Genomic DNA, 17,337 nt, shown 5'->3' on the forward strand with positions numbered 1-17,337 from the left:
GCTGTTATCCTGACGTCAATTCTTACCCCCTCCTTGAATGCTGTGAGGTAACGTCGTGGACCACCTGCCGATTTTCTGTCAATTACGCCATCGCGACTGCCTGCTTGTGGGCGGCGGCGATGTGGCTGAACGCAAAGCGCGCCTGCTGCTGGAAGCCGGAGCCCGACTGACCGTCAATGCCCTTACTTTCGCCCCGCAGTTTGACGTCTGGGCTCAGGAAGGGATGCTCACGCTGGTGCAGGGAGAGTTTGATGAGTCCCTGCTGGATACCTGCTGGCTGACCATTGCCGCGACAGATGACGATGAAGTGAACCAGCGCGTCAGCGACGCCTGCGAAGCGCGCCGTATCTTCTGCAACGTGGTGGATGCGCCGAAAGAGGCCAGCTTTATCATGCCGTCGATTATCGACCGTTCACCGCTGATGATTGCGGTGTCGTCCGGTGGACGCTCGCCCGTTCTCGCCCGCCTGCTGCGGGAAAAGCTGGAAGCTATTTTGCCGCAGCACCTTGGTCAGATAGCCCATTACGCCGGGCAGCTTCGCTCCCGCGTGAAGCAAACCTTCTCGACCGTTGGCGAGCGCCGTCGCTTCTGGGAAAAATTCTTTGTGAACGACAGGCTGGCGCAGTCGCTGGCCAATCAGGATGCGAAAGCGGTGGAAGAGACGACCGAGCAGCTGCTGAGCGAGCCGCTGGATCACCGTGGTGAAGTGGTGCTGGTCGGGGCTGGTCCGGGCGATGCGGGCCTGCTGACGCTGAAAGGGCTTCAGCAGATCCAGCAGGCGGATATCGTGGTTTATGACCGCCTTGTCTCCGATGACATCATGAACCTGGTGCGTCGCGACGCCGACCGCGTCTTCGTCGGCAAGCGCGCAGGCTACCACTGCGTGCCGCAGGAGGAGATTAACCAGATCCTGCTGCGCGAAGCGCAGAAAGGTAAGCGCGTGGTGCGCCTGAAGGGCGGCGATCCGTTTATCTTTGGTCGCGGCGGCGAGGAGCTGGAAACCCTGTGCAATGCCGGCATTCCATTCTCCGTGGTGCCGGGCATAACGGCAGCGTCCGGGTGTTCAGCCTACTCTGGCATTCCGCTCACCCATCGTGATTACGCCCAGAGCGTGCGTCTGGTGACGGGCCACCTCAAAACCGGCTGCGAGCTGGACTGGCATAATCTGGCCGCTGAAAAGCAGACGCTGGTGTTCTACATGGGGCTAAACCAGGCCGCCACCATTCAGGCGAAACTGCTGGAACACGGCATGGAGGCGGATATGCCCGTTGCGCTGGTGGAAAACGGTACGTCAATCAAGCAGCGCGTGGTGAATGGCGCACTGACGCAGCTCGGTGAACTGGCGCAGCAGGTCGAAAGCCCGGCACTGATTGTGGTGGGTCGCGTGGTTGAACTGCGCGATAAGCTGAACTGGTTCTCGAATCTCTAACGCAGAGATCGGAAGCAAGATGGTATTTGTCGGGTGGCGTCTCCGCCTTACCCGACCTACACGATCCCGTAGGCCGGGTAAGCGTTAGCGCCACCCGGCAAAGCAGGCTTAAGGTTTGCCCACAAACCCAATCGCTTGATACACCGCTTTCAGGGTTTCGGACGCGCGCGCGCTGGCTTTTTCCGCGCCGTCTTTCATCACCTTCTGCAGGAAAGCTTCGTCGTTGCGGTAGCGGTGATAACGCTCCTGCAGCTCGGTCAACATGCCGGAAACGGCTTCTGCCACTTCACCTTTCAGGTGGCCATACATCTTGCCTTCGAAGTGCTGTTCCAGCTCAGGAATGCTCTGCCCGGTCACGCCGGAGAGGATATCCAGGAGGTTGGAGACGCCCGCTTTGTTCTGCACGTCGTAGCGCACTACTGGCGGCTCGTCGGAATCGGTGACTGCGCGCTTGAGCTTTTTGACGACCGATTTCGGATCTTCCAGCAGGCCGATAACGTTGTTGCGGTTATCGTCAGACTTGGACATCTTCTTGGTCGGCTCCAGCAGCGACATGACGCGCGCGCCGGATTTCGGAATAAACGGCTCTGGCACTTTAAACACGTCGCCATAAAGCGCGTTAAAGCGCTGGGCGATATCGCGGCTCAGCTCCAGGTGCTGCTTCTGGTCTTCACCCACCGGCACCTGGTTGGTCTGATACAGCAGGATGTCAGCCGCCATCAGCACCGGATAGTCGAACAGGCCGGCGTTAATGTTTTCAGAGTAGCGCGCGGATTTATCCTTGAACTGAGTCATACGGCTCAGCTCGCCGAAATAGGTGTAGCAGTTAAGCGCCCAGCCCAGCTGTGCGTGCTCCGGCACGTGAGACTGAACGAAAATGGTGCTCTTCTCTGGGTCGATACCGCAGGCCAGGTACAGCGCCAGGGTGTCCAGGGTGGCTTTGCGCAGCTTCTCAGGATCCTGACGGGCGGTAATCGCATGGAGATCGACGATGCAGTAAATGCAATGGTAGTCATCCTGCATGCTGACCCACTGACGTAACGCACCCATGTAGTTACCAATGGTCAATTCACCTGAAGGCTGTGCGCCACTAAAAACGATGGGCTTAGTCATTATTCAATTCCTGATGTTCACTGTGCGAAAGCCCGAGTGCGGGCAACAAATCTTTGAAGTGGTCGAACACAACGTCCGGCTCACTCAGCGTGATGGCTTCACCGTAGTTGTAGCCATAGGTTAATCCGACGGAAGGACACCCAGCCGCTCGGGCAGCCAGAATATCATTACGTGAATCCCCGACAAAGAGCAGCTCCGCAGGCGTTAAGGATAATTTTCCTGCCACCAGCAACAGTGGTTCCGGATGCGGCTTTTTGTTCTGCACGTCATCCCCGCCTACAATCACGGAGAAGTATTTCGCAATATCCAGCGCCTCCAGCAGCGGCGCAACAAACGGCGTCGGCTTGTTGGTCACCAGCCCCAGCGGGATCCCTTTGGCATGCAGCGCGCTCAAGGTTTCCAGGACGTCCGGGAACAGGAAGCTCCCCTCCTCGACGGTCTCTTCGTAGAAGCGGTCGAACAGCTTGCGAAGAATACGCAGCTGCTCATCCTGCGGGATATCGGCGTGATCGACGCTCGGTTTACCCTGCGCGGAACGCTGCGACGCGCGTTCCTGACGAGCCCAAGTTAACGCGCGCTCCATCAGGACATCGGCACCGTTGCCAATCCACGTAATAACACGATCTTCGCCCGCAACGGGCAGTTCAAGGGCGTACAACGCCTGGTCTACGGCGCTCGTTAAGCCCGGCGCGCTGTCGACCAGCGTGCCGTCGAGGTCGAATGCCACACCCCGAATTGCCTGCAATTTATCCATGACTTACCTTCGCCAGCTCTCGGCGCATTTCATCAATGACTTTTTTATAATCCGGTTGGTCGAAAATTGCCGAACCTGCAACGAACATATCCGCGCCCGCTGCCGCAATTTCGCCAATGTTATTCACTTTCACACCGCCGTCCACTTCCAGACGAATATCGTAGCCTGACTCGTCAATGCGACGGCGCACTTCGCGCAGCTTATCCAGCGTGTGGGGGATGAACGACTGGCCGCCAAAGCCCGGGTTAACGGACATCAGCAAAATCACGTCCAGCTTGTCCATAACGTAGTCCAGATAGCTCAGCGGCGTAGCCGGGTTAAACACCAGCCCCGCCTTACAGCCGTTCTCTTTGATCAGCTGCAGCGTGCGGTCAACGTGCTCGGAGGCTTCCGGATGGAAGGTGATGATGCTGGCGCCCGCTGCGGCGAAATCTGGCACGATGCGATCGACAGGCTTCACCATCAGGTGAACGTCGATCGGTGCGGTAATGCCGTAGTTACGCAGCGCCTTGAGCACCATCGGACCGATGGTCAGATTGGGAACGTAGTGGTTATCCATAACGTCGAAATGGACGACATCTGCGCCAGCTGCGAGAGCTTTAGCCGTGTCTTCACCCAGGCGGGCAAAATCGGCCGACAGAATTGAGGGGGCAATCAAAAACTGTTTCATCCGCATCTCCTTGAAATGTATTTACCGGCGGGCAAAACGGCTCAGGGGCGATAAAGAGCCAGGAGTTCGTCCACCTTTTTACGTGTGCCGCCGTTGCTGCTAATGCTACGCCGCACCTTAACCTGAAAATGCTTCGCGGCTTTGTACCATTCGCGCGTATCAGGGGTATCGTGATTTGAAATTAACACCGGAATTCTTTTGCTGACCAGCTTTTCCGCCATCTCCGCCAGACGGGCCTGTTCGGCCGGGCTGAAACTGTTGGTGTGGTAGGCGGTGAAGTTCGCCGTCGCAGACAGCGGCGCGTAAGGAGGATCGCAGTAAACCACCGAATTTACGCCTGCTAGCTCCATACACTCTTCATAGGAGAGGCAGTGGAATTCTGCATTCTGCGCTTTTTCCGCAAAGTGATACAGCTCGTCCTGCGGGAAATACGGGCGCTTATAGCGACCAAACGGCACGTTAAATTCACCGCGCAGATTATACCGACACAGGCCGTTGTAACCATGGCGGTTGAGATAAAGGAACAGCAGCGCGCGGCGGAACGGATCCTGGCTCTGATTAAACTCCGTGCGGAACTGGTAGTAGACGTCAGGGTTGTTGTTCTCTGGGGTAAACAGCTTGCGCGCCTCTTCCACATACTCATCGGTACGCAGCTTAACAATGTTATAGAGGCTGATAAGGTCGCTGTTGATATCCGCCAGGATATAACGAGAAAAATCGGTGTTCAGGAACACCGATCCCGCGCCCACGAAGGGCTCGATAAGACACTCGCCTTTTGGCAGGTGCTTTTTAATATCATCGAGCAGGGGGTATTTCCCCCCTGCCCATTTCAGAAAAGCGCGATTTTTTTTCATGCTGACTAACTGATTACACCTTCTCCGGCTGTGGAGAAAGCTCCGACAGCATCCTGCGCTTTAAACATTACTTCAGATCGGCCTGCACCTGATGAATCGGCTTCGCCCATGGGTTCTTAGCCTGAACATCAGCAGGCAGCGACGCCACGGCGCGTTTCGCTTCATCTTTGGAAGCGTAAACACCGCTTACCAGCACATACCACGGCTGACCGTTACGGGTCGTCTGATAAACCACGTAGTTTTTCAGATTCGATTTCTTCGCCCAGCCGTTGAGGTTGTCATAGTTAGACGAACTGCTCAACTGCAGCGTGTAGTTGCTGGATGGCGCAGATTTCAGCGAACCGACGTTGCCAGCGGTTTTACCTGCTGCTGCACTGGAAGCCGTCGCCGTTGCGGCAGGCGCAGCGGTGGCAGCAGGTGCCGTTGTAGTTGCCGTCGCTTTCGGCGCAGTCTGCGTGACTGGCGCTTTAGCTGGTTCGCTTACTGCAGCCGTTTCTGTGCGTTTCGGCTGTGCCGGTGCGGCTTTCACTTCAGGCGCTTTTACCACGGCCTGAGGTTTGGTTTCACGCTTAGGCTCAATGACCGCCTGCTTACGTTCAGGACGTGTTGCAGTTTGCGTCTGGCGCGGCTTGGTTTCCGTTGCTGCAGTCTGCGGCTGAGCGGTAGAACCGTGAATCGGCGCGACGGTTGCAGGTTCAGTTGGCAGCGTAGAGTTAACCACGACGTTATCAACCTGCTGCTGGTTTTGCGGCTGCATCAGCGCATTGTTCAGGTCTCCCTGAACTTCAACACGCTGCTGGCCTTGAGGCGTGACAGGGGACTGGCCCTGAGCAGGCGTTGACGAAACAGGCGGCAGAGAAACATCCTGCGGCGTCGTTGTGTTGCTGGCAGTCTGCTCAGCAGAAGTGGTACCCGGCGCTGGCTGTGCACCATTCGCCTGATCCGTCGCATCATTACCGGAGAGGTTGATGCTCTTCTCTGCGGAGGCGGTTTGTTCGGTTGAGTTGGTGGACGGTGCTTTCAGCGCGGAGCCAATGCCAACAATCAGCAGTACAAGCACCAGAACGCCAAGCCCCATCATAATGTACTGACGGGAGGCCGGTTTTTGCGCAGCGGCTTTTTTACGTTTACGCGGGCGACGCTCTACAGGCTGTTCGTCCATTGAATCTTCTTCGGACTCATAATCCTCTTCTTCTCGCTCATCACGCGCGTTGCGGCTGCGCGAAGGGCGACGATCGTCTGCATCCAGATCAACATCGTCAAAGTTGATCTGCGGCTCGTTATCACGTTCTGAAGATTGACGAGAACGACCAGTACGACGATCGCTGGGATCGGGTTTCAGCTCGTCTTCTGGTTTGAATTCATCCATTTAACACCCCACTCAAAGGCTTATGCCTACGTCTTTGCATTTCGCCTGAAGCTAAACGACCACCGGTAACAGTGGCCTGACCTTTCTAGTTGTTACGCCTGCTGGCAATCAGCAATAGCGCCAAGAACGACATCGTGCGACACTCCGCCGCGCACTTCACTCTTCCCTATTGCAAGCGGGAGTACAAGACGCATCTCACCTGCCAATACTTTTTTATCGCGCATCATGTGGGGTAAATACGCTTGCGCCGACATCTCTTGCGGCCCGGTTACCGGCAAACCCGCACGTTCAAGTAGTGCAATGATACGTGCCGTTTCTTCCGGTTTAAACTGCCCAAGGCGTTCAGAGGTGCGGGCTGCCATGACCATGCCGGCCGAGACGGCTTCACCGTGCAGCCAGTTGCCGTAACCCATTTCGGCTTCAATGGCGTGGCCAAACGTATGCCCAAGATTCAGTAAAGCACGTAAGCCCGTTTCACGCTCGTCTGCGGCGACAACTTCTGCTTTCAGCTCACAACAACGACGAATGCAGTATGCCAGTTTCGCCTCATCCAGGCGCAGCAACGCATCCATATTCTCTTCAAGCCAGTTAAAGAACTCGCCATCCAGAATAATGCCGTATTTGATCACTTCAGCCAGGCCAGAAGCCAGCTCGCGCTTCGGCAGGGTTTTCAGACAGTCGAGATCCACCACCACCGACGCAGGCTGGTAGAACGCGCCAATCATGTTTTTGCCGAGGGGATGGTTAACTGCCGTTTTGCCACCCACAGAGGAGTCGACCTGAGACAGCAATGTGGTCGGGATTTGAATAAAACGGACGCCACGTTGGTAGCTTGCGGCCGCAAAGCCGGTCAGATCGCCCACAACACCGCCGCCCAGGGCAAGCAGTGTTGTATCGCGACCGTGCGGTTTTTGCAGCAATGCGGTAAAGACGGTATCAAGCACCGTCAGGCTTTTATACTGCTCGCCATCGGGCAGAATCACACTGTCGACTTTTACGCCTGCCTGCTCAAGCAGGTGGCGTACGCGGTCGAGATAAAGCGGAGCCAGCGTCTCATTGGTGACCAGCATCGCCTGATCACCCGCTTTTAGTGGTAAAAAGGAAGCTGGGTCGTTAAACAAACCAGCCGCGATGGTGATAGGGTAACTACGTTCCCCGAGAGTAACTGTAATCCTCTCCATGACGCGACATCCACCTTTAATGCTTTTACCCGCAGGCGAGTGTATATAAAGCCAGAATCAGTTGCTTTCCAGCATATGAATAATCTGGTTTGCAACCACTTTAGCGCTCTGATCGTCAGTACGAATGGTCACATCGGCAATCTCTTCATACAGCGGATTGCGTTCATCGGCCAACGCTTCCAGAACTTCGCGTGGTGGCGTTTCAACCTGCAGCAGCGGGCGCTTTTTATCGCGCTGCGTACGTGCCAGCTGTTTCTCAATGGTCGTCTCGAGATAGACCACTACGCCACGGGCGGAGAGACGGTTGCGGGTTTCGCGAGATTTCACAGAGCCGCCGCCTGTTGCCAGTACGATGCCCTGTTTTTCCGTGAGTTCGTTGATCACTTTTTCTTCTCGGTCACGGAAACCTTCTTCGCCTTCTACATCGAAAACCCAGCCCACATCAGCTCCGGTTCGTTTCTCAATCTCTTGATCAGAATCGTAAAATTCCATATTGAGTTGTTGAGCTAACTGACGCCCAATAGTGCTTTTGCCGGCACCCATAGGCCCAACCAGAAAGATATTGCGTTTCTCTGCCATTTTATCGGTACTACTAAGACTATTCGTTAATGGTAATCCCCGCTTCGCAGACACCCGGCGTAGCAGGACATGAACTGAAACCTCATATGCAATAGAGCGAGAGTCAGACTAAAAATTATCTCAATACTCCGGCTTGTTTGGCAACTGATTAAATCACCGCGCCGGGCGCATAAGGTAATAAGACGTAAGTCCAACTCAAATCGGTACTCCTTGTATGCTAATTCATGCCCCACGTCAAACATCTGCAACAAACTGAATGCAAAATCATTGCGGGGATCGTTACCCGCTAGTGAATACCGACCAGACGTGGCGTAATAAACACCACTAACTCACGCCGCTCATTATCTTTTCCATCATGGCGAAAAAGCTGTCCCAGCCAGGGGATGTTCCCAAGCCCGGGCACGCTGTCGCTGCCGGTTTTGTTCTTTTGCGAAAAAATTCCGCCCAGCGCCAGCGTTTCTCCACTTTTTACCTCCACCTGGGTTTCTATCTCCTGCTTGTCGATAGCCAGCGTTTCTCCATCGGCCTGCTGCAATACCTGTCCCGGCATGTTTTCACTGATGTGTAACTTCAGGCGCACGCGCCCGCCGGGCAATACTACCGGCGTGACCTCCATTCCGAGTACCGCCTCTTTGAACTCCACCGAGGTCGCCCCGCTTTCACCGCTTGAAACCTGATACGGGATCTCGCTTCCCTGCTTGATGCTGGCCGGTTGCATGTGCGAGGCCAGCAGCCGCGGGCTGGCGATGATATCGACCTGCTGTTTTTGCTCCAGCGCAGAGAGCTCCAGATCCAACAGCCTGCCGTTAATCCGCCCGATGTTAAACCCCACATGCGTGGTAGCACTGGCCACAGAAAGATCGCTGCCAAGCGTCGTGATCTGTCCAACCTTGCCCGCCTCAGTGGCCTCGGCAAGATTCCACTTCACCCCCAACTCACGCAGGCTTTTTTCATTAATGGTGACAATGTGCGCCGCCAGCTCAACCTGCTCGACGGGAATATCCATCTGAGCCGCCCACTGCTGCAGCGCCTCCAGCACCGCCTGGCTATCCCTGACCAGCAGACGGTTAGTGCGTTTGTCGACAGATAAACTCCCCTTTGGACTCAGGAGCGTTTCCGCAGCTTTTTGCAATTCTCCGGCATCCGCATAAGAAAATGGGATGCTTTTTGAGACCAGCGGTGCATCAAGTTGACGACGCGCCCGCTCCTGCTCTAAACGTTCCCGCTGCTCGCGCTGCCATGCCGCGGTATGAACATAAAAAATACCGCCCTCCTCACGCAAAACGAGCCCGACGCTGGTGACAACCGTCTGTAACGCCTGCCGCCAGGGGACGCGCGTCAGGTTAAGCGAGAGCGTGCCGCTGACATCCGGCGATACCACCAGATTACGGTTCTCCTGCGTAACCAGCGCCTGTAGCACCTGAACCACCGGCACGTCATCCACCACCAGCGTGACCGGCTTTGGCGCGGCGGCCCACAGCGGGCGGCTGAACGCCAGCAGCAACAGCACTATCCTTAACTTCATTTTTATCCTTTCCTTCTCGTTGCCACGCCCATTCTTCGGGATCGCATGTGTCACCCACATCAACAACCAGTTCCGTTTCATTGATGGCCGTTATCCGCCAGCCCGCCGGGAAACGTTCCTGCGCTTTCAGGCGATGCCAGCGCCGTTGCCCATCCTGTAAAATGCCAACGCGCTGCTGCCCTCCTACCATTCCGCGGTAGTGCCACTGTGCCAGCTCGGCTGTGGCGCAGGGGTCATCCGGCGGGCGAAAGGGATCGCGCATGCCGGTCAACAGCAGCGCCGAGCAAACCAGCAGGTATCTCGCGCTATTTCGCATGTTCCAGCTCCAGCCGCAGGCGTAACGCCGTATTTTGTGGCGAAAGCGTAAAAGCAGCGATCCGTACATCCCGCTGCGCCAGCCGGGAAAAAGAGGAGGGATCGCCTGCCACTCCGCCTCCAGCGCCAGTTCTCCGCCATTCTGCAACGGCTTCCAGTGAAGGAGCCTTGTGCCCTCCCCCTGAAAATCGAGCGGTGAAAAGGGCTTTAGCTCCAGTGCCGTCCGGGTTTGCGGGCTAAACGGCGCCTGGCTGGCGGTGGGCCACAGCGACGCGTTAGTCCGCACGGCCTGGATCAACTGCTGCTGTCGCTCAGCACACTGCTGCTCTACTGGCCGGAGCAATACGCCCGATGCTGCCAGCCCCATCAGGAGAATAGCCAGCCCCCCGCAGACCAGCCGACACCAGGGACGACTTTCACACCAGCGTTCTAACAAGGTGTCCACGCGTTACCCCTCGCTTTTCAGGTGCAGAGTGAACATCCAGCGCCCCTGGCTATCCTGCCGGAGTTCCCCCTCTGGCCCGGTCGTAAAGCCGTCTATGTGCTCCAGCCCATTACGTAAGGCAGAGAGCGCCGGCAGGGTGGTGGCATATCCGATCAACATCAGAGCTGGAGGCTGATAACGCAGCTCTGTCAGCCAGACCTGCGCAGGCATAGCGCCAGAAAGTGTCTCCAGCACCCGTTGCCATGCGCGGCGCGGCGGCGTGCCAGCAGGTTTCTGCGCCTCTGCTGTGGGTCGCTGGCGAGACACAAGGCCACGCTGCACGGACTGCGTACCCGCCAGTTGAGCCTGTAGCGCGCGCAGCGTTACCAGATGGTTCATCCTTACGCTAAAAACGGCCAGCAGCATGAGCAGCAATGCGCCGCCCCAGAAACGCAGGCATCGCGCGCGCCGCTGCTGACGCCAGGGCAGGAAGTTGGTCATGTTCATTCAGGCACCTCGCTCATGGCCAGCGCCAGCGCGACGGTATAGTCAGCCCCGCATTCGGGAAGAGGCGCATGCCAGCGCTGCAGCGTTTCCCATGGGGTTCGTTCGGCATCAAAGAGCGCGATGTCGTTCTGGCTGAGAACCAGCAGCGCCGCCAGCTCAGTGACGTTTTCTGCTTCAGCGGTATAACGACGCCCCCACTGATGGCGCATGGCCCACAGCCATTGATGCGCATCCCGCCAGGCGACGCACTGCGTCGGCGCTACCGCAGGCAGCAGGTTCGCCAACGCGCTGGCATCCGGAGTGATGGTAGCCAGCCGCAAACGTAGCGTTTTCGCCAGACTCAGAAGCGTTTCAACCTCTTTGTTTTGTGCAGCAGTCACGTGAAACGTATTGCTGAAGGTGTCCTGGGTGTAGTCGAAACAGAGGGACTCTGCAGACATCTCCAGTTCGCGCGAGAGCGCCGCCCCCAGCCACGAGAGCTGCTCGCTGTCGCGCAATGCAAGTGCTGGACGAGGCAACGATTTTTGCAGAGTCCGTGCAGCAGGGAAGGAGAGAAACACCCGGTGGTAGTGCGGTAGCGCTTTCCGCCAGCCGCGTAAGGCATCGGTCAGCGCTTCTGGCTGACAAATTTTGCCGTCACGAATGATGCCTTCGGCCAGAGGAATGGCCCACCAGCGGCGTAAGCACCAGCCGCCTCTCTCCCGGGCCAGCGCCGCAATCAGCACCCTATCCTGTTGAATATGCACGCCCGTTTGCCATGTTTTGAAAGCCATGCTTCACGATCTCCTTATCGCCCGTCGCCTTGACGGCTATATCAATGAATCAGGCTTGCCTTTATACTACCGCGCGATTGTTTAGAAACTGCCCAAGTGAAACCAAATGGGAAATCTCCGGTGAAGTTCGTAAAGTATTTATTCATCCTTGCAGTCTGTTGCATTCTGCTGGGAGCAGGCTCGATTTACGGTTTGTACAAATATATTGAGCCACAGCTACCTGATGTCGCCACGCTCCGCGATGTGCGCCTCCAGATCCCGATGCAGGTCTATAGCGCCGATGGCGAACTGATGGCGCAGTATGGCGAGAAGCGTCGTATCCCGCTGACCTTAAACCAAATCCCCCCCGTGATGGTGAAAGCTTTTATCGCCACAGAGGACAGCCGTTTCTACGAGCACCACGGTGTCGATCCGGTGGGGATTTTCCGTGCCGCAAGCATTGCGTTGTTCTCCGGTCATGCCTCCCAGGGGGCGAGTACCATTACGCAGCAGCTGGCGCGTAACTTCTTCCTCAGCCCCGAAAAGACGCTGACACGTAAGATCAAAGAGGTGTTCCTGGCGATCCGTATTGAGCAACTGCTGAGCAAGGACGAGATCCTTGAGCTGTACCTCAATAAAATCTACCTAGGCTACCGTGCCTATGGCGTGGGGGCTGCCGCACAGGTGTACTTCGGTAAGCCTGTTGAGCAGCTCACCTTAAGCGAAATGGCAACTATTGCCGGTCTGCCAAAAGCGCCCTCCACGTTCAACCCGCTCTACTCGCTCGATCGCGCCACCTCACGTCGTAACGTCGTCCTTTCACGTATGCTGAGCGAAGGTTACATCAGCCAGAGCGAGTACGACCAGGCGCGTAATGACGTTATTGACGCCAATTACCACGCCCCTGAGATCGCTTTCTCTGCCCCTTATCTGACCGAAATGGTGCGCCAGGAGATGGTGAGTCGTTATGGCGACAAGGCCTATGAAGACGGCTATCGCGTGTACACCACCGTCACCCGTAAAGTGCAGCAGGCGGCTCAGGACGCGGTGCGCAATAACGTGATGGACTACGATATGCGTCACGGCTATCGCGGCCCGTCGAACGTGCTCTGGAAAGTGGGTGAGAGCGCCTGGGACAGCAAAAAAATCACCAGCACGCTGAAAGCGCTGCCAACATACGGTCCGCTCCTTCCAGCCGTGGTCACTCAGGCCGATCCTCAGGAAGCCGTTGCGACGCTGGCGGACGGCACGTCCGTTTCTTTGCGTATGGACGGTATTCGCTGGGCGCGTCCATACCGTTCAGACACCCTGCAGGGGCCAACGCCGCGCAAAGTGACCGACGTGGTACAGACCGGGCAGCAGATCTGGGTACGTAAGGTTGGCGATGCCTGGTGGCTGGCGCAGGTACCGGATGTCAACTCGGCCCTGGTTTCTATCAACCCACAGAACGGGGCGGTAATGGCGCTGGTCGGCGGGTTCGATTTCAACCAGAGCAAATTTAACCGCGCCACGCAGGCCCTGCGTCAGGTCGGTTCCAACATCAAACCGTTCCTCTACACGGCTGCGATGGATAAAGGACTGACCCTTGCCAGCATTCTTAACGACGTGCCAATCTCCCGCTGGGATGCCGGTGCCGGTTCCGACTGGCAGCCGAAGAACTCCCCAGCGGAGTATGCCGGTCCAATTCGTCTTCGTCAGGGTCTTGGGCAGTCGAAAAACGTGGTGATGGTGCGTGCCATGCGCGCGATGGGCGTCGACTATGCGGCAGAGTACCTGCAGCGCTTCGGCTTCCCGGCGCAGAATATCGTTCGCACCGAGTCGCTGGCATTAGGTTCAGCCTCCTTTACGCCGCTTCAGGTCGCGCGCGGATACTCGGTGATGGCTAACGGCGGCTTCCTGGTTGACCCGTACTTCATCAGTAAAATCGAGAACGACCAGGGCGGCGTGCTGTTTGAAGCGAAGCCGAAAATTGCCTGCCCTGAGTGTGATATTCCGGTCATTTACGGCAATACGCCGAAATCCGAGGTGCTCGAAAACAAGGACATGGAAGACCCTGCCGTGTCTCAGGAGCAGCCGAATATCGTCTTACCGCAGCCGCAGCTGGAGCAGGCTAACCAGTCGCTGGTGGCGCAAACCGGCGCGCAGGAGTACGCCCCGCACGTTATCAACACGCCGCTGGCGTTCCTGATCAAGAGCGCGCTGAACACCAACATCTTCGGTGAACCGGGCTGGCAGGGTACCGGCTGGCGTGCAGGGCGCGATCTGCAGCGCCACGATATCGGCGGTAAAACCGGGACAACCAACAGCTCTAAAGATGCGTGGTTCTCCGGCTACGGGCCGGGCGTGGTGACGTCGGTCTGGATCGGTTTCGACGATCATCGCCGTGATTTAGGCCGCACCACGGCATCCGGCGCGATTAAAGATCAGATTTCCGGCTACGAAGGCGGCGCCAAAAGCGCGCAGCCGGCCTGGGATGCCTACATGAAATCCGTTCTTGAAGGCGTGCCGGAGCAGCCGCTGACGCCGCCGCCGGGCGTGGTGACGGTCAATATTGACCGCAGCACCGGTCAGCTCGCAAACGGTGGTAATAGCCGCGCCGAATATTTCATTGAGGGCACGCAGCCAACCACGCAGGCGGTGCACGAGGTGGGAACGGAGATTATTGATAACGGCGAGACGCACGAGCTGTTCTGACAACAAAGCAAAACGGCAACCTCGGGTTGCCATTTTTGTGTTTACTCCCTCTCCCGTGGGAGAGGGTTAGGGTGAGGGCATCAGGCCACTACAGTCTCCCCTGCCCCTTCAGCCACTCCCGGACCAGGAACAGCGCGCTCACGTTGCGCGCCTCGTTAAAGTCAGGGTCTTCCAGCAAATCCATCACGTGCGCCAGCGGCCAGCGAACCTGCGGCAGCGGCTCCGGCTCGTCTCCCTCAAGCGATTCAGGATAGAGATCTTCAGCCACCACGATATTCATTTTGCTGGAAAAATAAGACGGTGCCATGCTCAGCTTTTTCAGGAACGACAGCTCGTTCGCACCAAAACCCACCTCTTCTTTCAGCTCGCGGTTTGCCGCTTCAAAGACCGTTTCGCCCGGATCGATGAGCCCTTTCGAGAACCCAAGCTCGTAAGATTCCGTCCCCACGGCGTATTCGCGGATCAAAATCAGATGATCGTCGACGATAGGCACAATCATAACCGCTTCGCGCGAGGAGGGTCGCATACGTTCATAAACACGACGCACACCGTTGCTGAACTCCAGGTCCACACTCTCGACATTAAACAGGCGCGATTTAGCGACAGTTTCAACATTCAGAATGGTGGGTTTTTGTAGTGGTTTGCTCATCTTGATGGGGTCTTAGCAGTGTGAACTGGCTTTATTGTGCGATATGCCGCACGGTTTCGGCAATGTCAATCGTTCTTTATTTACATTTATGCAACGTAGCAGGGATCAATCCTCAATTCAAAACAAATGTCAAGAGGTTGAAATGTTTCCAGGAATTTGCTGATATCGCGCCATGGCAGGCTTTGCTATCATCACCGGTCACTGGGATGCGCTTCAGAATGCTCAAGTTCGACTCCATACTTGCCGATAGCCAGCCACAGATTCTCATTCAATGTAAAGGTGCTACTGACTACACCTGTAAGATAAGTAAGATGGGGAAAGCATGAGCACCATTTTGATTGTTCTCGCTGCTATGCTGGTCAGCGCATTGATTGCAGGGTGGCTGTACAGGCGACGCGTACAGCGCCGTTACCGGCTGCCCTTTTTAAATGCCTTTGCGGGTGCGACAACCCGTAAGCTCACGCAAGACGAGCGCGATGCAGTTGAAAACTATCTCGAAACGCTGAACCGTTCTCAGTTAACGCCTGGGCCAACGGGAGCCACCGCTGCGCCTGTCGCGCTTAAGCTGAACGCGCAAAGTGACACCGTGCTCTGCGTGACGCGCTCCATCACGCGCTACGGCATTACGACTGACGACCCCAACAAGTGGCGCTACTACCTTGATTCCGTTGAGGTGCATCTGCCCCCTTCCTGGGAGCAGTACATTAACGACGAAAACAGCGTTGAGCTGATTCACACCGATTCGCTGCCGCTGGTGATCTCGCTCAACGGCCATACCCTGAATGACTATCTTCACGAAGCCCCGCGCTTTGCGCTGGAGCGCACGAGCTCAACGCAGGCCTCTATTCGTGGTGAAGAGACCGAGCAGATTGAACTGCTGAATATTCGTCAGGAAACGCATGAAGAGTACGCTCTGAGTCGTCCGGACGGTATTCGTGAAGCCATCCTGATCGTTGCCGCTTTCCTGCTCTTTTTTGTCTGCCTGCTGACGCCGGACGTCTTTGTCCCGTGGCTGGCGGGTGGCGCAGTGTTGCTTCTGGCGGCCGGGTTGTGGGGACTCTTTGCCCCGCCGACCAAAACCTCGCTGCGGGAGATCCACTGCCTGCGCGGCACGCCAAAGCGCTGGGGCCTGTTCGGTGAGAACGATCAGGAGCATCTCAACAATATTTCACTCGGTATTATTGACCTTATCTATCCGCGCCACTGGCAGCCGTGGATTGCGCAGGATTTAGGGCAGAAAACCGATATTGATATCTACCTTGACCGCCACGTTGTGCGTCAGGGGCGCTTCCTGTCTCTGCATGATGAAGTGAAAAATTTCCCGCTTCAGCACTGGCTCCGCAGCACGGTCATCGCCGGCGGCGCCGGGCTGGTGTTTATCATGCTGCTGCTTTTCGTGCCGCTGGATATGCCCATCAAATTTACCCTTTCGTGGATCAAAGGCGCGCAGACCATCGAGGCGACCAGCGTCAATCAGCTCGATGAAGCGGGCGTGCGGGTGGGCGATACGCTGCGCCTGAAGGGCACCGGGATGTGTAACATCCATACTCCGGGGGCGTGGAACACGCGCCAGAACTCGCCGTTCATGCCGTTCGACTGTTCGCAAATTATCTGGAACGACGCGCCGCCGCTGCCGCTGCCGGAATCTGAAGTGGTGAATAAAGCCACGGCGCTGACCCAGACGGTTAACCGCCAGCTGCACCCGAAACCGGACGATGACTCACGCGTCAGCCCCGCGCTGCGTTCCGCCATTCAGAAATCAGGTATGATTCTGCTGGATGATTTTGGCGATATCGTTCTGAAAACCCAGGATTTATGCTCCACGCAGGATGAGTGCGTACGCCTCAAAAACGCGCTGGTTAACCTCGGGAACAGTAAAGACTGGGACTCGCTGGTGAAACGCGCCGAAGCGGGACGACTGGATGGCGTCAACGTGCTGCTGCGTCCGGTCAGCGCGGAGTCGCTGGATAACCTGGTCGCGACGTCGACATCGCCGTTTATGATGCGCGAAACCACCCGGGCGGCTCAGGCGCTCAACAGCCCGGCGCCGGGCGGCTTTGTGATTGCCAGCGATGAAGGCAGCGACCTGGTCGATCAGCCTTACCCGCAGGTTGCGCTTTACGACTACCCGGCGCAGGAGCAGTGGAGCCAGTTCCAGCGCCTGGCGCAGATGCTGATGCAAACGCCGTTCAGTGCCGAAGGGATTGTCACAAGCATCTACACCGACGCCAACGGCACCCGCCATATCGGCCTGCACCGGATGCCGGACAGCGCAGGATTGTGGCGTTACATTGGCACCTCTCTGCTGATGGTCGCCATGCTGATCGCCATTTTCTGGAACGGTTTTATGGCGCTGCGCCGCTACCAGCGCTCGCGAACGCGTCTGGCTGAGATCCAGCAATATTACGAGAATTGCCTCAATCCTAAGCTGATCCCCTCCTCTGAGAGCCTGATCTGATAACGTCGTTGCGCGACAAGATGTGCTACCCTGTCGCGCACGTTTCTTCTGGCTGGAGTTCCCC

15 protein-coding genes and 1 pseudogene are annotated in these 17,337 nt (G+C 56.9%); 3 read left to right on the forward strand and 13 right to left on the reverse strand.

What is annotated here, in order from left to right; translation table 11 throughout:
- The first annotated feature begins 55 nt into the window (after positions 1 to 55).
- A complete protein-coding gene (gene cobA, locus HBM95_21105) occupies positions 56 to 1,429 on the forward strand; it encodes a uroporphyrinogen-III C-methyltransferase (protein NIH45405.1) in 1,374 nt (457 codons plus the stop codon).
- A gap of 108 nt (positions 1,430 to 1,537) precedes the next feature.
- On the opposite strand, the gene trpS is transcribed toward cobA, so the two are convergent.
- From trpS to HBM95_21165, 12 genes and pseudogenes are all read right to left on the reverse strand, one after another.
- Positions 1,538 to 2,542 carry a tryptophan--tRNA ligase gene (gene trpS, locus HBM95_21110; GenBank protein ID NIH45406.1) on the reverse strand — a complete coding sequence of 335 codons (1,005 nt, stop codon included), beginning with the start codon at positions 2,540 to 2,542 and terminating at the stop codon, positions 1,538 to 1,540.
- Positions 2,535 to 3,296, reverse strand: coding sequence for a phosphoglycolate phosphatase (gph, locus tag HBM95_21115; GenBank protein ID NIH45407.1), 762 nt, complete (start codon positions 3,294 to 3,296; stop codon positions 2,535 to 2,537). Before gph ends, trpS begins: the two co-directional genes overlap by 8 nt.
- Positions 3,289 to 3,966, reverse strand: coding sequence for a ribulose-phosphate 3-epimerase (gene rpe, locus HBM95_21120; protein ID NIH45408.1), 678 nt, complete (start codon positions 3,964 to 3,966; stop codon positions 3,289 to 3,291). The genes gph and rpe overlap by 8 nt, the downstream gene beginning before the upstream one ends.
- 41 nt (positions 3,967 to 4,007) lie before the next feature.
- The gene (gene dam, locus HBM95_21125) at positions 4,008 to 4,820 is read right to left on the reverse strand and encodes an adenine-specific DNA-methyltransferase (GenBank protein NIH45409.1); all 813 of its coding nucleotides are present in this window, start codon (positions 4,818 to 4,820) and stop codon (positions 4,008 to 4,010) included.
- A gap of 67 nt (positions 4,821 to 4,887) precedes the next feature.
- The gene (gene damX / locus HBM95_21130) at positions 4,888 to 6,189 is read right to left on the reverse strand and encodes a cell division protein DamX (protein ID NIH45410.1); all 1,302 of its coding nucleotides are present in this window, start codon (positions 6,187 to 6,189) and stop codon (positions 4,888 to 4,890) included.
- A 92-nt stretch (positions 6,190 to 6,281) separates the two neighbouring features.
- Entirely contained in the window at positions 6,282 to 7,370 is a 1,089-nt protein-coding gene (aroB, locus tag HBM95_21135; GenBank protein ID NIH45411.1) for a 3-dehydroquinate synthase, read from the reverse strand.
- A 57-nt stretch (positions 7,371 to 7,427) separates the two neighbouring features.
- Positions 7,428 to 7,949 (reverse strand): shikimate kinase AroK, encoded by a 522-nt coding sequence (aroK, locus tag HBM95_21140; GenBank protein ID NIH45412.1) that lies wholly within the window; start codon positions 7,947 to 7,949, stop codon positions 7,428 to 7,430.
- 286 nt (positions 7,950 to 8,235) lie between these two features.
- A complete protein-coding gene (hofQ, locus tag HBM95_21145; protein NIH45413.1) occupies positions 8,236 to 9,474 on the reverse strand; it encodes a DNA uptake porin HofQ in 1,239 nt (412 codons plus the stop codon).
- Complete coding sequence (locus HBM95_21150) at positions 9,386 to 9,790, reverse strand: DUF2531 family protein (GenBank protein NIH45414.1); 405 nt, start codon at positions 9,788 to 9,790, stop codon at positions 9,386 to 9,388. The genes hofQ and HBM95_21150 overlap by 89 nt, the downstream gene beginning before the upstream one ends.
- Positions 9,780 to 10,234: pseudogene (locus tag HBM95_21155) on the reverse strand (HofO). The gene HBM95_21150 and the pseudogene HBM95_21155 overlap by 11 nt, the downstream one beginning before the upstream one ends.
- A 3-nt stretch (positions 10,235 to 10,237) precedes the next feature.
- Entirely contained in the window at positions 10,238 to 10,720 is a 483-nt protein-coding gene (locus HBM95_21160; protein NIH45415.1) for a pilus assembly protein HofN, read from the reverse strand.
- Positions 10,717 to 11,493 (reverse strand): DNA utilization protein HofM, encoded by a 777-nt coding sequence (locus tag HBM95_21165; GenBank protein ID NIH45416.1) that lies wholly within the window; start codon positions 11,491 to 11,493, stop codon positions 10,717 to 10,719. The genes HBM95_21160 and HBM95_21165 overlap by 4 nt, the downstream gene beginning before the upstream one ends.
- A 120-nt stretch (positions 11,494 to 11,613) precedes the next feature.
- On the opposite strand from HBM95_21165, the gene mrcA reads away from it, so the two are divergent.
- Positions 11,614 to 14,166, forward strand: a complete 2,553-nt coding sequence (gene mrcA / locus HBM95_21170; GenBank protein NIH45417.1) for a peptidoglycan glycosyltransferase/peptidoglycan DD-transpeptidase MrcA — start codon at positions 11,614 to 11,616, stop codon at positions 14,164 to 14,166.
- A gap of 88 nt (positions 14,167 to 14,254) precedes the next feature.
- On the opposite strand, the gene nudE is transcribed toward mrcA, so the two are convergent.
- A complete protein-coding gene (gene nudE, locus HBM95_21175; protein NIH45418.1) occupies positions 14,255 to 14,815 on the reverse strand; it encodes an ADP compounds hydrolase NudE in 561 nt (186 codons plus the stop codon).
- Positions 14,816 to 15,137: 322 nt separating this feature from the next.
- Between nudE and HBM95_21180 the strand changes: the two genes are divergently transcribed.
- Complete coding sequence (locus HBM95_21180) at positions 15,138 to 17,273, forward strand: intracellular growth attenuator family protein (GenBank protein NIH45419.1); 2,136 nt, start codon at positions 15,138 to 15,140, stop codon at positions 17,271 to 17,273.
- Positions 17,274 to 17,337 lie beyond the last annotated feature (64 nt).

This window comes from Enterobacter asburiae, from assembly GCA_011754535.1.
Lineage (GTDB): Bacteria > Pseudomonadota > Gammaproteobacteria > Enterobacterales > Enterobacteriaceae > Enterobacter > Enterobacter cloacae_N.